Genomic DNA, 13,951 nt, shown 5'->3' with positions numbered 1-13,951 from the left:
TCAGCAGGGTAGGTCGTCCCGCGCGTCCGACGGAGACCGTGGCGTGATCACCAGGCCGGACCGCAGCTTCGGGGTGACGTAGGTCGTCTTGGCAGGCAGTGAGCGTCCGGCGGCCGCCACCGCGAGCACCGTCTCGATGTCGGGGGCGTGGAGCGCGACACCGATGGCACCCGGTGCGACGAGTGCACCGAGCCCGAGCGGCGCCGGCACGGTGACCGACGGGGCCTGCGGGGCGTCGCCTGCCAGCAGCGGGGCGAGATCACGGTCGACCAGGCGGACATCGAGCGCCTCGACGAGATCGTCGTCACGAACGAGCGCACTGACGTCGAGGTCCCACCAACGGTCGTCCGCGGTCATCGCGATGCGGTGGGGATGGGGAGGCTGGTTCGGACCGGAGGCGCTGACCCCCACACCCCGGCTGCGCAGGCGGCCGAGCAGGGCTTCGACGGCAGCGTCCGTCGCCTCCGTCTCCCTCGGAAGCACGGCGTCGAAGCGCCGGTGGAAGGGGTGGACGGTGAGCTGGTCGCTCGGCAGGATCGCGCACAGGACGCGCCCCGCGGGGTCGCCGGGGCCGGCGCCGACGGTGCTGGCGAACCGGGCTGCCGCGGCGCCGCGGTGGTGACCGTCGGCCAGGTAGGCGGGACCCGCCGCGGCGATCGCCGCGGTCAGCCGGCGTTGCGTCGCCGCGTCGGTCACGCACCAGAGCGCGACGTCGACCTCGTCGTCGGCTCGGTAGGCGAGGTCCGGGGGTGCGCCGGTGACGGCATCGGTCGCGGTCGTGACCGCGGTGCTCGGGCGTTGGGTGAGCGCGACCGGCGACGATGCGACGCCGACCACCTCGAGGTACCGGGTGAGCTGTGCCACTCGGTCGTCCCGGACGTGTTCGTGCGGCCGGATGCGGTCGTCGTCCTCGCCGAAGGGTCGCGGTGGCGTGTCGGGGCCGGCGTCGAGCAGGGCCCCGAACGCGCTCACGGGGACGTCACCGACGACGGCGACGGCATGTTCGTCGCCGCTGCTGAGCGCCAGGACTCCCAGGGTCGGGCCCGGCAGCGCCCGGAACCCTCCGGTGGCGAACAGGCGATCGAGGTGGTCACGACACCGGGTGAGCGTCGCCTCGAGCTGATCGCCGTCCATCGAGGTGCCGGGCGGCAGCGCCCCGAGGTAGCTGTCGGGGTCCGCGGCTGCCAGCGCCGAACGCGCGGCGGGATCGAGCGCGTCGTAGGGCGGTGCGACGACGCGGTGGGCTCGCTCCGCGACCACGAGGTGGCCGGTGAACGGGTGGAGCTCGATCACGAGGGCCTCGAGTTCGTCGGGCTACGGGTCCGCCACCACGGGAACCTAGGGTGCGCGCCGCCCACCGACCTCGGAGCTGCTCGTGGCGTGCGTCGTCCTGCTCTCGGGCACCGACCGTGGCCACACCTACCCGATCGTGGCGGTGGCGCTTGCCCTGCGGGACCGGGGGCACCAGGTGCTGGTGGTGACCGGAACCCGTCGGGGGCCCGAGCTCGACGCCGCACAGGTCCCGTGGGCGCCGATCCCGGAGGCCGAGCCGCACGATGAGCACGCCGACCTGTCCGCCAACCTGTGGTCGTGGGCCGCCGGCGCCGCACGGCCTCTCGCGGCGCTCCTCCGCGACGTCGACGCGGACGTGGTGGTCGGTGACGTGCTGATGGCGGCCGGCGGTCTGGCGGCCGAGCTGTGCGATCTGCCGTGGGTACAGCTGGTGCCGCACCACCTCAGCGACGCCGCCGTCGAGCTGCCGCCGATGGGGCTCGGCCGCCACCCCTCGCGGCGGCCGTGGGTCCGGGCCGACGACCGCTACGTCCACCGGCTGGCGGCGCGTTCGCGAGTGGCCGGGCGCCGCGACCGCGCAGCCGCCCGGTCCCTCCTCGGGTTGCCGGCCGGTGGCGGGCGTCCGGCGGCACGCCTCATCGGGTCGCTGCCCGGCCTCGAGTACCCGCGCCTGCGCTGGCCCGACGACGCCCACCTCGTCGGGCCGTTGCCCTGGGACCCACCGGAGGTCGGCGTCGCCGTCCCGGCCGTGTCATCGACGCGACACCGTGGGAGGTCACCCGGGGCCATCCTCCGGGAGATCGACCCGGACGGTGCGCCGATCGTCGTGGTCACGGACTCGACGGGGACCGGTGCCACAGGCGGCCTGGCCGGCCTGGCGGTGGAAGCGCTCGTCGGCCTCGACCTCCAGCTCGTGGCGATCACGGAGGATCCCGACGTGGCGGTCCGCACCGCCCAGGTCTGGCCCCTCGGGTGCGTGGTCGGGTCCATCCCCCACCACCAGGCGCTGGACCTCGCCGCCAGGGCGTCGCGTGCCGTGGTCATCGCCCCGGGCGGGGCCGGCGTCGTCGGCAAGTCGCTGCTCCGCGGGCTGCCGTTGACGTTGGTGCCCGACTTCGGGGACCAGCTGGAGGCCGCAGCTCGCGTCACCTGGGCCGGGGCCGGCCGCCGCGTGGACCTGCGAGCTCCGTGGACCCCGTGGCTGCCCGCTCCGATCGGACGCAGCGGGCAGCTGCGTCGGGCCGTCGTGCGGGTCCTGGCCGACGAACGCTACGCGGCGGCCGCGGGGCGGCTCGCCGACCAGGCTGCCGGGCTCGGACCACCCGCGGCGGCCGAGGTGGTCGAAGGGGTCCTCGCCGGCACCCTCCCCCCGGCCTCCGGCCCCACCCGGTAGCCGAGGGAGCACGCCCGGCGCATCAGGCTCTGTCGACCCAGCGGTCGGCGAGGTGGAGGCGCTTCTCGAGGTCCTTGATGGTCGCCTCGTCGATGGTGCGGATCCCCGTGTCGCGGTTCAGCTGGGCGTTGATGACCTCGGGCGCGAGGCCCGTCAGGTGGCGCAGCATCGTGACCCGGTCGGTGTTGGCCTGCCGCAGCTCGCGCTTGCGCTGGGTGCGGCTGACGGTCAGCACCCGGCCGTCGGCCTCGTCCTTGCCGCCACCGGACAGCGGCGGCGGCGCGGCGAGCTCGATCTCGAGCGCGAGGTCGTGGGCCTCGTCCGGGTCGTGGATCAGGTCGTCGGGGTGGGCGTCGTCGAAGATGGAGGACGGATCGCCGTCGTCCAGGGGGGTGGCCGAGATGGCTTCGAAGAGGCTCAGTTGGTCCTCGCCCTGGCCGTGCTCGACCGCGTCGAGCTCCACGGGGAGCTGGTCGCCGTCCTGCTCGCGGCGGCGCAGCGAGTGGGTGCGCTGCTCGGCGATCTGGGTGGCGAAGGTGCGCAGCCGGAAGTCGTCGGGCAGGAAGAAGAACGCCTTCTGGCGACGGAGCGGGCCGGACCAGCGGACGAGGCGTCCGACCGCCTGTCGGAAGAACAGCTCGGTCACGGTGTTGGTCGCGTAGACGCCCACGCGCAGCCGCGGCACGTCGACCCCCTCGGACACCATGCGTACCGCCACGATCCACGGGTCGGAGCTGGCGGCGAACTGGGCGATCCGTTCCGACGCCAGCGGGTCGTCGGAGGTGGCCACCACCGGTTCCACGCCGTGGCGGGACCGCAGCAGCTGCGCGACGGCGTGCGCGTGATCGACGTCCATCGTGATCGCGAGGCCACCCGCGTCGGGGTGCAGCTCACGGATGCGGGTGAGCTCGGCGTGGGCCTGGTCGAGGACGGTCGGTAGCCACTCGCCCTCCGGCGACAGCGCGGTGCGCAGCCGTTGCGACGCGGCGGTGCGGTCGAGCTTGTCGTCGAAGGTCGCGTTCATCAGCGTGCCGTCGGGCGCCGACCACTCCATGTGCCCGTTGATCCGGGGGAAGAACACGGGGCGTACGACCCCGCCGTCGGCCAGCGCTTCGCCGTAGCCGTAGGTGTAGTGGGCGACGGCCTCCTCGAAGTCGTAGTCGACGAACGGGATCGGGTTCTGGTCGCTGCGGAACGGGGTGCCGGACAGCGACAGGCGCCGGGCGGCCAGCTCGAAGGCGTGGAAGACACCGTCTCCCCAGGCGCGTTCGGTGCCGGCGTGGTGGATCTCGTCGAGGACGACGAACGCGTCCTCGGCCGGGCCGCGCAGCGGTCGGGGGTCGGCGGCGACCTGCTGGTAGGTGACCACCACCCCGTGCATGTCCCGGGGGAAGGGGTCGGACGACCCCCACCGCGGCTCGAGCTGGAGGCCGAAGGTGGCGGCGACCTCGGCCCACTGGTGCTTGAGGTGCTGGGTCGGTGCGACGACGACGATGCGTCGGTGCGGGAAGCGCCCGAGGTCGCGGAGCCCCGCGGTCAGGGCGAACGTGGTCTTGCCGGCACCGGGGGTCGCCACGGTCAGGAAGTCACGTCCCGGGTGGGCCTCGAACCGGTCGAGGGCTTCCTTCTGCCACTTGCGCAGACGGAGGGAGCGACGACGCATCGAGGCAGCACCTTCGGGGCGAGGGCGGACGGGGTGAACGGTCGCAGCGGTGACCGACGAGATCGGCCGAGCGACAGCGCGGCGGAGGGCGGGGAGCTGCGGGAGGGGCCTGCCGCGGCGGTCCGGGATGTTGCCACAGGTCAGCGACCTCACCGAACCTCCGGGGCCCCGACCCGGTCAGCGCACGTCACCCACCAGTGGCACCGTGCCGTCACGGGTGGGCGTCGACCAGCTCGAGGAGGTCGTCGGCGAACCGCTCGAGCTTGGCCGGCCCGATCCCGGGGATGGCACCGAGCTCGCGCACGCTGCCGGGCTTGCGGGCCGCGACCGCCTCGAGGGTGCGGTCGTGGAAGATGAGGAACGCCGGGGAGTTGGTCGCCTGCGCGGTGCGGGTCCGCCACGCCTTCAGCGCCTCGAGCAGCGCAGGATCGGCGGGACCGTCGACACCACCGACGTCGACCAGCCGGCCCGTGGTCGTGGGTGCGCGGGTCACGCGCGGGGCGGCAGCCAGCGTCGTCGCTCTGCCCGACACCTCCACCGGGCGGCCGAACGGCACCCGGGTGGTGACCTCGCCGACGGGGGCGTCGACCGCGACCACGGCGACCGCACCCTCGATCGCGGCGATCCGTCCCCTGAGGCCACCCGGCAAGGTCAGCTGCAACCCGACCTCGGCGACGGTCGCGCCCCCGGCTTTCGAGCGCGGCGTGACCTCGTCGGGCACGGTGAACCCGGGGCGGTCGCGGGCCCGTGGCTCGGCGGGTGGGCGGGTGAGCTCGGCGACGAACGGCGACGGTCGTGCCCGGTCGGCCACGACGTCGACGCTGAGGCGGCAGCGGGTGACCGCGACGTGGAAGACGCGTCGCTCCTCCTCGACGTCCTCCGACAGGCGGTGGGGGAACAGCCCGTCGTTGGCGGCGACGACCAGGACGTGGTCCCACTCGAGACCCTTGACGCGGTGGACCGTGGACAGGGTCACGCCGTCCGGGTCGGCGGGGACACGAAGGCGTTCCACGAGCCGCTCGCGGAACGTGACCGGGTCGGGGTGGTCGTCGGCGAGCTGCTGGAGCGCGTCGAGGTCGTCACCGTGCGAGCTGCCCTCGGGCCGGGTGGTGGACGAGTCCAGGGCCTCCATCGCCTCACCCAGACCGATGCGGTTGCGGATGATCCACAGGCACCTGGCGGTGTCGGCGCCGGCGGTGATCTCGTGGGTGAGGTGGTGCAGGTCCCCGAGGTACCCGGCGAACCGTTCGTGCTGGACCCCGTCGAGCGAGTCGAGGATCTGCTCGAGCTGCCCCATCGACCACCGGTTCGAGCGCTGGAGGAAGGGCTGGACCGCCGACTTCACCTTGCGGGCCGGCCGGTTCAGCGTGTCGAGGATGTCGGCCTTCTGCATGCGGTCGGGGTCGAGGCCGAGGCGCAGGTAGGCGAGGGCCGTGCGGATACCGGTGCGGCCGAGCACCTGCGGGTCGAGCGGTGCGCTGTGGCCGATCCCGGCGTCGGTCAGCGCGATCTGGATCGGCAGCAGCGCGCTGTTCACCCGCGCCAGCACGACCACCCCGTCCGTCGCGGCGCCGCTGTCGAGCCGGTCGCGGACGATGGCGACCGCCCGAGCGGCGGCCGCTCCGGCATCGACGAGGTGGATGCCCGGCGCGCTGGAGGTCGTCGCCGCGTCGGGCGCGGCAGCGGTGGTCGTGTGCGTCACGCGAGCACGTCGGCGACCGGCAGCTCGAAGCCCGGGGCGGCGAGGCAGGTGAGCGTGTCGCCGGTCGCGAGGGTCGTGGGCGCCGGGTAGTGGCCGGCCTCGTCGAGGCGGTAGACGTCGACGACATCGGCCTCGAGATCGACGAACCAGTACTCGGTGACGCCCTCGCGCTCGTAGAGGGCGCGCTTCTTGATCAGGTCGAGTCGCCGGGTGGACGGCGAGGACACCTCGACCACGAGGTCGGGCGCGATGTCGACGAACCGCGGATCGGTGAGCTGGTCGTGTCGGGCGGCGCCGACGTAGACGACGTCGGGCTGCACGGCTGTCCGGTCGGAGAACTTCACCTCGGCTGGTGCGGGCTGGACCTCGCCGCCGTGTTCGTCGACGTGGTCGAGGAGCGCCGCGGCGATCCGTAGCACGGCGCGTTGGTGGCGCCGAACCGGCGTCGGTGACACGTACAGCTCCCCGTCGATGAGCTCGCGACGGAGGCCGTCGTCGGCGGGCAACGACGCGAGATCGTCGTAGGTCAGACCGGTGCCGACCGGGACGGACACGACGCACCTCCTCTCGCGGGACAGGGACGCTACGGGTCCGAGCGTACGTCGAGCGGTCCGAGCACTCCAGACCTGTGGACGCGGGTCAGGAAGCTGCCTCGGTGAGGTCGTCCGCTGCGCCGGACCGGATGGTCTTGGCCACGCGGTGCCGGTTGTGGGACAGCAGTCGGGTGACGGACTCGACCACGCCCGGTGGGCAGCGGTAGTTGACCTCGAGGGCGTGGTGGGCCGCGCCCGGGAACCAGCGGTCGAAGTCGACGAGGTGGTCCGGGGTGGCCCCGGCGAACGAGTAGATGGTCTGGTCGTCGTCGCCGACGCCGAAGACCTGCATGCTCGGTCCGGCCACGAGGCGGACCAGCAGCAAGAAGGCCGGCGTGAGGTCCTGGAACTCGTCGACCAGCAGGTGGGTGCCGGCCCGCTGGGCACGCTGGCGGATCGCCGGGTCGCGCAGCAGCAGCTCGATCGCGTGGTAGATCTGCTCGTCGAAGTCGAGCCAGCCGCGACGGTCGAGTTCCTCGCGGTAGTCGGCGAACACCTCGGGGAGGTCGTCGACATCGCCACGCTCGAGTTCGACCCGCTGGGGGTCGACCAAGCCGAGCCGGACCTCGGCGAGCGCCTCGAGGTAGGGCTGGTAGGGGTCCTGGTTGGGGATGCGGGCGGTGCGCACGATGCGGTCGAGGATGTCGCGTTGGCCGCGCTCGTCGATGACCTCGCGCTCGCGTTCCATGCGGCAGATCCACAGGGCCAGCGAGTGCAGGGTGCGGATGCTGACGCGGCGCCCATCGGCGGACAGGTCGGCGGTGCGCTCGCGCATCTCCGCGGCGGCGCGCGTGTTGTAGGCCACGGCGGTGATCAGCTCGGGCTCCACCCCTCGGTCGCGGATCAGGTGACGAAGCCGGGCCGTCAGGACGCGGGTCTTGCCCGATCCGGCCGGCGCGATGATCCTGGCCGGTCCGCTGCGGTGCGAGACCGCCGCGAGCTGGTCGGGGGCCAGCTCGTCGGCGGGGGCGGCGGTGCCGAGGAGCGTCAGGCGGCCGAGGCTGACCGACTCGCGGTGCACGATCGGGTCGGTGACCGCGTCGATCGGGCCGCGTGGGCCGCCGTCCACCCAGGCGGGCCGGCCGTCACCGGGCAGCTCGATGTCGTGGGTGTCGCTGCGGCGGGCGTCGCCACGCCGCTCGGCCAGCACACCGTGCCACCAGATGGGCTGGCCGCTGCGGGCGTCGTAGGTGTTGGCCCACGTCAGCCAGTGCAGACGCTCACGGTGGAAGGCGAAGTCGCGCGGCACCTCATAGGGCCGCAGCGGGGACACCTCGGGTTCACGTACCACGTCGTTGTCGGCCGCCAGCTCGATCACGACGGGCCGCCGTGTCAACCACGCGTGGTGGAGCACGTCGGCGAGCGGACCCGGCTGTCCGGCGACCGCCTCGTCGATGCGCAGCCGCGGCGCGTCGTGCCACCCGGCCGGAGCGTCCTGTCCGGCGCGGACCACGACACCCCGCCCGAGCGCAGCGGGGCCCGGGGCGGACGCGGAGGGGACGGCGGGAGGAGGCATCGAGGCTGGAGGCTACGGGACGTGGGTGACGGCTCCCGCCGTCGTCCACCGCGGGACGTGCGTCGCCCTCCACGGCGGGGCCGTGTGCGGGCTCGCTCCCCCCGAGGTCAGCCAGCCAGCACGCGGCCCCGCCCGGTGCGGGTCAGCGGACCTCCGGCGTGGTCTCCGTCCCACCGCCGCTGGGCACCGCGACGGTCCCCGACGGCGCCAGGTACGCACCGATCGCGAGGAGGGTCACGAGGCAGACGCCGTAGACGGCCACGGCGATGCGTGTCCTGCGGCGGGTATCTCGATGGCTCATCGCTGCCATCGCCCCCGTGTCGTCGACCATCACGTGCTGCTCCTGTCGCTCCCCCATGCTGACGTCCCGGGGTGACGCTGGGTTGCATCCGTGCGCAGGGTGTTCGCAGAGCGCTACACATCCGGCCCCGGGCGCACACGCGCTGTCCATCCGTGACACGGTGTGAGTCGAACCGAGGAGCCCTCGTGGTCAGCGGCCCTGCCGTCACCCGCCGCAGCTTCCTGCGGTACTCGCTCGGCGGTGCCGTCGGGACGGGCCTCGGCGGGTTCGCCCTCGGGTCGCTCGGATTCCTCTACCCGCGCCCGGGCGACGAGTTGACCGGACCGCACGCGCTCGGGGCGGCGGCCGACCTCGTCTCCGAGCTCGTGGCCACGCGGATCCCCATCCGGGTGCCGGCCGGCGGTGTGTCTCTGGTGCTGTGGGATCCGACCCGCGAGGCGCAGGCCGCCACCTACGGCCGCGATCACGCGGTCCTCGGCGACGTCGGCCTGATGGCGCTGTACACCCAGCGGTGCGTCCACCTCGGCTGTGCCGTGCCGTGGTGTCAGACCTCGCAGTGGTGGGAGTGCCCCTGCCACGGCTCGCGCTACAACCGGCTCGGCGAGTGGGTGAGGGGGCCGGCGCCTCGCGGCCTCGACCGCTACGCGTCGAGCATCGACGACGCCGGGACGCTGATCGTCGACTTCGGTGACCTGCGGACCGGGCCGGCGCGCACGGCGCGCAGCCTCGAACAGCCGCAGGAGGGCCCGAACTGCACCGACGCGTGACGCCAGCTCAGCCCGATGCCGCGGGCCCGCCGGCGTCCTCCGCGCGGTAGCTGGTGGCGAGGTCGCCCGCGGTCAGGGTGAGGCGCTGACCGACCACCTCGAAGGTCGGGTCGTCGCCGAGCACGTCCCACACGTGGGTGTCCTGCGCCCACGCCTGCTCGGATCCGCAGTCGTAGTCGTCGTCGTTCGCGAAGCTCGTGCGCAGCCGGTCGCCGTCGACCTCGTAGGACCCGTCGTCGCGCTCGAGGCACCCGCTGGAGGCCAGGATGCTGCCGTCGTCGCGCAGCTCGAGGGTCGCCTCCTCGTCGCCGAAGGTCGAGCTGGCCGAGCCATCGGGCCCGGTGCCCTCGATCAGGGTGTCGAGGACCCAGATCGTCCCGACGAGCGCGGCCGTCGGTTCGGCGGCCACCGGCTCGTAGACCAGCTCGACGCCGTCCCCGGTCAGACGCAGCTCGTCGCCGGTCACCTCGAAGGCCTCGACCGCCACGAACGCGGCGAGGTAGGCATCCTCGGCCCGCATGAGCGCCTCGTCGAGGCACGCCATCTCGGTGCGGTCCACGTCGGTGATCGTCACCGTGCCGTCCCCGACCTCGACCGAGTTCGCGCCGTAGCTGTTGCAGACGGCGCCACCCCACCGGTCCTCGTCGATGCCGAGGGTGACCTCGACGCCGTCGCCGACCTCGACCTCGCCGCCTGGGCCGGTGCCGGAGACCAGGGTCCACTCACCGGATGGGTCGGCCGTCGCGCCACCTCCGGCGCCGGTCCCCTGCCCGCACGCGGTCAGGGCCAACGCGCCGACCAGCCACGGCACCAGGCGAGGGACGACGGGCACAGCACACCTCCGGGGACGGTTCCAGGCGGTGAGACGTGCGCGGTCCTCCGCCGGTTCCCGCAGCGCCACGGTCAGGATCCATCCTCGGCGTCCAGCTGGTCGAGCTCCTCGAGGCGTTCGAGCTCCCGGGCGAGCTCGGTGAGCTCGACGGTCTCCTCCGGCAGCGGCGCCCGCAGGTCGACGTTGACGCCGAAGTCGTACAGCTCGAGGGTGGTCTGCTGGGTCACGTCCTCGCCACCCCTGCCGCTCGGGACGTCGAGGACGGTGCGGATGCGGCGGACCAGCCCGTCGTCATCGATCCATAGCTGCATCGGGTAGGTGTCCGGCAGGCCGCTCGCCTCGGCGTACGCGCGCAGCTGCTGCCGGACCGACGGGTCGGCCTGCTCGATGGCTGCGCGGGTGTCGACGGTGACCCGCAGGTGGGTGGTGTCGACCCCCCGGACCTCCGCGGACCCGAGCGTCTCGAGGTCACCCGAGGCACCGTCGAGCTGCGCGAGCAGCGCCGCCGGGCCGGTCTGCTCGCCGACCAGGGCCTGCCCGTCCAGGCCCTGCCGCTCGGCCGTCTCCTCGAGGTCGACGCGCACCCAGGTGGCTTCGTCGCCGGTGAACAGCGCGAACAGGGGGCTGCGGACGAAGATCTCGCTGCCGAGCAGCAGCGTCTCGGTCCGGGTCGCGTCGTCGCCGAGGTCGATCACCATGCGCAGGGCGCCGGTGGTGAGGTCCTGCGCCCCCTCGGCTTCGAAGCGGCCGCTGCCCTCGCCGACGGTCTCGACCGTCATCTCGAACCGGCTGGTGCCCGCCGCGTGGAGCGCGTCGCTGGCGCCGTCGAGCAGCACCTGCGCGTCCTGGCCCCGGCAACCGGTCAGCACGATCGTGAGCACGACGAGCAGCGCGGTCAGCGGGCGGCTCACAGGGGTCGGCCCCAGCCCCTCGCCGCGATGTGATCGATGGCCCAGCCGACGAGCGGGTCCTCACCGACGATGCGCAGGGTGCCGAGCAGCTGCTCGGTCGACGGCAGGGTGCGGTCCACGACCTGCGCGAACCCGGCGGCGTCCAGCCAGGCCGCGTGCGTGGGCTCGACGGTGTAGTTGGCGAGCTGGAGGTCGCCGGTGGCGGCGGCCTCGCGGACCTCCTCCCAGGTGGGGACGCGGTCCTGTTCGTGATCGTCGGAGGTGCACAGGCCCGAGAGCGGGTCGGCGCCGTCGAGGTGGGCGACCTCCTCGGGCTCGACCTCGCGGGGTCCCTCCGGGGTGTCGAACGCGGACAGGCCGGCCTCGGCGACCAGCAGCAGCCACGCCCGGGCGAGGAGGTCCTCGATGGGCGGGACGTCGGCCAGGGAGGGCAGACCGAACGCGCGCCGGGCGCTGTTGGCGGTCACATCGCGCGGCCGCAACCCCTCCGAGGACGCAGCGTCGGCGCCTCCGTCCGGCTGCCCGCCGGCTGACGCGGGTGTCTCGACCACGTGCGCGCTGGTGTCCGCCGGCGCGTCGTCGTCGGTCGACCAGGTGCGGGGCGTCGGGTCGTCGCCGACCCGCACGACGCCGGCCTCGGTGCCGTTGGGGAGGATCGCGACCAGCTGACGCAGCTGCACGACCTCGTCGGCGTCGTCGAGACGGACGTCCTCCGAGGTGACCACCACCACCCCGAGCGCGTCCGCCGGGACCTCGAGCACCCCGTCGCCGCGCAGCTGGACCGGGGTCAGGGCGACGCTGCCGGCCTCACCCGGGGTCAGCGCGACCAGCGCGCGGGCGTCCGGGTCGACCTCGCCGAGCTGGCCGTCGAGGGAGGCGAGCACCTCCAGGCAGCGGTGGCCATCGAGCGGTGAGGCGGTGGACTGCGGCACGTGGGGCTCCGAGCGGTCGATGGTCACCCGCTGGTTCGTCGCGGTGACCGGCGGGGTGGGCTGGCGGGGCCTGGCCGGTCGTGGGGCGTGCAGGAGGCGGTCACCGCCGGGTACGGGCGGCGACCGTGGCGACGGGTCGTCGGCACGGCTTCCTCCTCGGCACAGCGGCGTGTGACAGCACCGACCGTAGCCAAGCTGGTGGCCGCGCCACCTACCCTCCCTGTCGTGGAGCACGAGCGGTGGATGGCCGAGGCGCTCGCCGAGGCCCACGCGGCCGCGGCGCACGACGACGTGCCCATCGGGGCGGTGGTGGTCCGGACCATCGACGGTGGGGTCGGCGAGGTCGTGGCCGAGGTCGTCGGCCGGGGGCACAACCGCCGCGAGGTCGACCAGGACCCGACCGCCCACGCCGAGATCCTCGCCCTGCGTCAGGCGTCCGGGACGCTCGGGAGCTGGCGCCTCGACGGGTGCCACCTCTACGTGACGCTGGAGCCGTGCGTGATGTGCGCCGGCGCGCTGGTGCTCGCGCGTCTCGACGGCGTGGTCTTCGGCGCGGACGACCCGAAAGCGGGGGCCGTCGGCGCCCTGTACGACATCCCTCGCGACCCCCGACTCAACCACCGCCTCGAGGTCGTGCGGGGTGTCCAGGCCGAGGTGTGCGGCGACCTGCTGCGGGGGTTCTTCCGCGAGCGCCGCGCCCGTCGCCCACGGTGACGCGGGACTACGGTCGTCGGCGGGAGCGCGTCGGCGCAGCAGCGCGACGCCGAGGGACGACCAGGGAGCGGCCACCGTGGGCTTCAACACCTTCCAGTACGGCGTGTACTTCTCGGGGATGGCCGGCACGCTGCCCGAGCTGCCGGTGACCTACGAGGGGCTGCGCGAAGCGGCCAGGGAGCGGCTCGATCCGAAGGCCGACGGGTACGTGGCGGGTAGCGCCGGCAGCGAGGTGACCGCGGCCAACAACCTCGCGGCCTTCCGCAGCTGGCAGCTGGTGCCGCGCATGCTGCGCGACGTCGCCGAGCGCGACCTGTCGATCCGGCTGCTCGACCGCACCCACCCGACGCCGCTGCTGCTCGGTCCCGTCGGTGTCCAGTCGATCGTGCACGACGAGGCCGAGGTCGCGGTCGCGAAGGGTGCCGCGGCGGTCGAGGTCCCGTTCGTGCTGTCGACGGTGTCGAGCTACCCGATCGAGGAGGTCGCCGAGGCGGCCGGTGACGGCCCGCGGTGGTTCCAGCTGTACTGGCCGTCCGAGGACGCGGTCGCCGACTCGCTCATCCAGCGTGCGGCCGACGCCGGGTACGAGGCGGTGGTCGTCACCCTCGACACCCGCCTGCTCGCGTGGCGTCCCCGCGACCTGGCGACCGCCTACCTGCCGTTCCTGCACGCCGAGGGCCTCAGCAACTACCTCACCGACCCGGCGTTCCTCGCCGGCCTGCCCGACGGTGGCGAGGCGGTGCGCACCGAGGGATGGCGGTCGATGTCCGAGCAGACCCGGCAGGCGGCCGTCCTGCGCTGGATCGCGACGTTCTCGGACCCGAGCCAGACCTGGGAGGACCTGCGCGAACTGGTGGATCGCTCACCGCTGCCGGTCCTGGTCAAGGGCATCCAGCACCCCGACGACGCGCGCCTGGCCGTGGACGCCGGGGTGGCCGGGATGGTGGTGTCCAACCACGGTGGCCGACAGGTCGACGGGGCGATGGCATCGCTGGACGCCCTGCCCCACGTGGTCGACGCCGTCGGTGACAGCGTCCCGGTGATCTTCGACAGCGGGATCCGGACCGGCGCGGACTGTGCCATCGCCCTCGCCCTCGGTGCGGATGCGGTGATGATCGGCCGGCCCTACGTGTGGGGGCTGGCCCTCGCCGGCGCCGCCGGTGTGGAGCACGTGCTGCGGTGCCTGCTCGCCGACCTGGACCTCACCCTCGCGCTCAGCGGGGTCCGGACGGTCGACGAGCTCACCCGCGACGTGCTCCGCCCGGTCTGAGCGCGGCCGCCGCGCCGACCCGCGGGTCGGTTGCCGCTCTCGACGGAGAACCCCTACCCTCCGC

Annotated in this window: 13 protein-coding genes; 4 read left to right on the top strand and 9 right to left on the bottom strand. The window is 73.8% G+C overall.

What is annotated here, in order from left to right; genetic code table 11:
* Complete coding sequence (locus NITAL_RS03950) at positions 1-1,293, bottom strand: DUF1015 family protein (protein WP_052664871.1); 1,293 nt, start codon at positions 1,291-1,293, stop codon at positions 1-3.
* A gap of 82 nt (positions 1,294-1,375) precedes the next feature.
* Between NITAL_RS03950 and NITAL_RS03945 the strand changes: the two genes are divergently transcribed.
* Positions 1,376-2,686: a glycosyltransferase gene (locus NITAL_RS03945; RefSeq protein ID WP_052664870.1), complete on the top strand. Its 1,311-nt coding sequence runs from the start codon at positions 1,376-1,378 to the stop codon at positions 2,684-2,686.
* 22 nt (positions 2,687-2,708) lie between these two features.
* On the opposite strand, the gene NITAL_RS03940 is transcribed toward NITAL_RS03945, so the two are convergent.
* From NITAL_RS03940 to NITAL_RS03920, 5 genes are all read right to left on the bottom strand, one after another.
* A complete protein-coding gene (locus NITAL_RS03940) occupies positions 2,709-4,349 on the bottom strand; it encodes a DEAD/DEAH box helicase (RefSeq protein WP_052664869.1) in 1,641 nt (546 codons plus the stop codon).
* 211 nt (positions 4,350-4,560) lie between these two features.
* A complete protein-coding gene (locus NITAL_RS03935; protein ID WP_052664868.1) occupies positions 4,561-6,051 on the bottom strand; it encodes an HRDC domain-containing protein in 1,491 nt (496 codons plus the stop codon).
* Positions 6,048-6,605, bottom strand: coding sequence for a Uma2 family endonuclease (locus tag NITAL_RS27770; protein ID WP_052664867.1), 558 nt, complete (start codon positions 6,603-6,605; stop codon positions 6,048-6,050). The genes NITAL_RS03935 and NITAL_RS27770 overlap by 4 nt, the downstream gene beginning before the upstream one ends.
* Positions 6,606-6,690: 85 nt before the next feature.
* Positions 6,691-8,160, bottom strand: coding sequence for a UvrD-helicase domain-containing protein (locus NITAL_RS03925; protein WP_083441200.1), 1,470 nt, complete (start codon positions 8,158-8,160; stop codon positions 6,691-6,693).
* Positions 8,161-8,302: 142 nt separating this feature from the next.
* Positions 8,303-8,518, bottom strand: coding sequence for a hypothetical protein (locus NITAL_RS03920; RefSeq protein WP_157041601.1), 216 nt, complete (start codon positions 8,516-8,518; stop codon positions 8,303-8,305).
* Positions 8,519-8,646: 128 nt separating this feature from the next.
* On the opposite strand from NITAL_RS03920, the gene NITAL_RS28430 reads away from it, so the two are divergent.
* Complete coding sequence (locus tag NITAL_RS28430; RefSeq protein WP_052664862.1) at positions 8,647-9,228, top strand: QcrA and Rieske domain-containing protein; 582 nt, start codon at positions 8,647-8,649, stop codon at positions 9,226-9,228.
* 7 nt (positions 9,229-9,235) lie between these two features.
* Here the strand turns inward: NITAL_RS28430 and NITAL_RS03910 are convergent, their stop codons facing one another.
* The 3 genes from NITAL_RS03910 to NITAL_RS03900 all read right to left on the bottom strand — a co-directional run bounded on the left by NITAL_RS03910 (position 9,236) and on the right by NITAL_RS03900 (position 11,930).
* Positions 9,236-10,060: an META domain-containing protein gene (locus tag NITAL_RS03910; protein WP_052664860.1), complete on the bottom strand. Its 825-nt coding sequence runs from the start codon at positions 10,058-10,060 to the stop codon at positions 9,236-9,238.
* A gap of 71 nt (positions 10,061-10,131) precedes the next feature.
* Positions 10,132-10,971, bottom strand: coding sequence for an SCO4651 family lipoprotein (locus NITAL_RS03905; RefSeq protein WP_052664857.1), 840 nt, complete (start codon positions 10,969-10,971; stop codon positions 10,132-10,134).
* Positions 10,968-11,930 carry a hypothetical protein gene (locus tag NITAL_RS03900; RefSeq protein ID WP_052664856.1) on the bottom strand — a complete coding sequence of 321 codons (963 nt, stop codon included), beginning with the start codon at positions 11,928-11,930 and terminating at the stop codon, positions 10,968-10,970. Before NITAL_RS03900 ends, NITAL_RS03905 begins: the two co-directional genes overlap by 4 nt.
* 198 nt (positions 11,931-12,128) lie before the next feature.
* Here NITAL_RS03900 and tadA point away from each other — a divergent pair, with 198 nt between their 5' ends.
* Complete coding sequence (tadA, locus tag NITAL_RS03895) at positions 12,129-12,617, top strand: tRNA adenosine(34) deaminase TadA (RefSeq protein WP_245617658.1); 489 nt, start codon at positions 12,129-12,131, stop codon at positions 12,615-12,617.
* Between the two features lie 118 nt (positions 12,618-12,735).
* Positions 12,736-13,887: an alpha-hydroxy-acid oxidizing protein gene (locus NITAL_RS03890; RefSeq protein WP_052669398.1), complete on the top strand. Its 1,152-nt coding sequence runs from the start codon at positions 12,736-12,738 to the stop codon at positions 13,885-13,887.
* The last annotated feature ends 64 nt before the right edge of the window (positions 13,888-13,951 follow it).

It is taken from the genome of Nitriliruptor alkaliphilus DSM 45188, assembly GCF_000969705.1.
Classification (GTDB): Bacteria; Actinomycetota; Nitriliruptoria; order Nitriliruptorales; family Nitriliruptoraceae; genus Nitriliruptor; species Nitriliruptor alkaliphilus.
The sequence above is the reverse complement of the archived record's forward strand: the minus strand, read 5'-3'. Positions and strand labels throughout refer to the sequence as shown.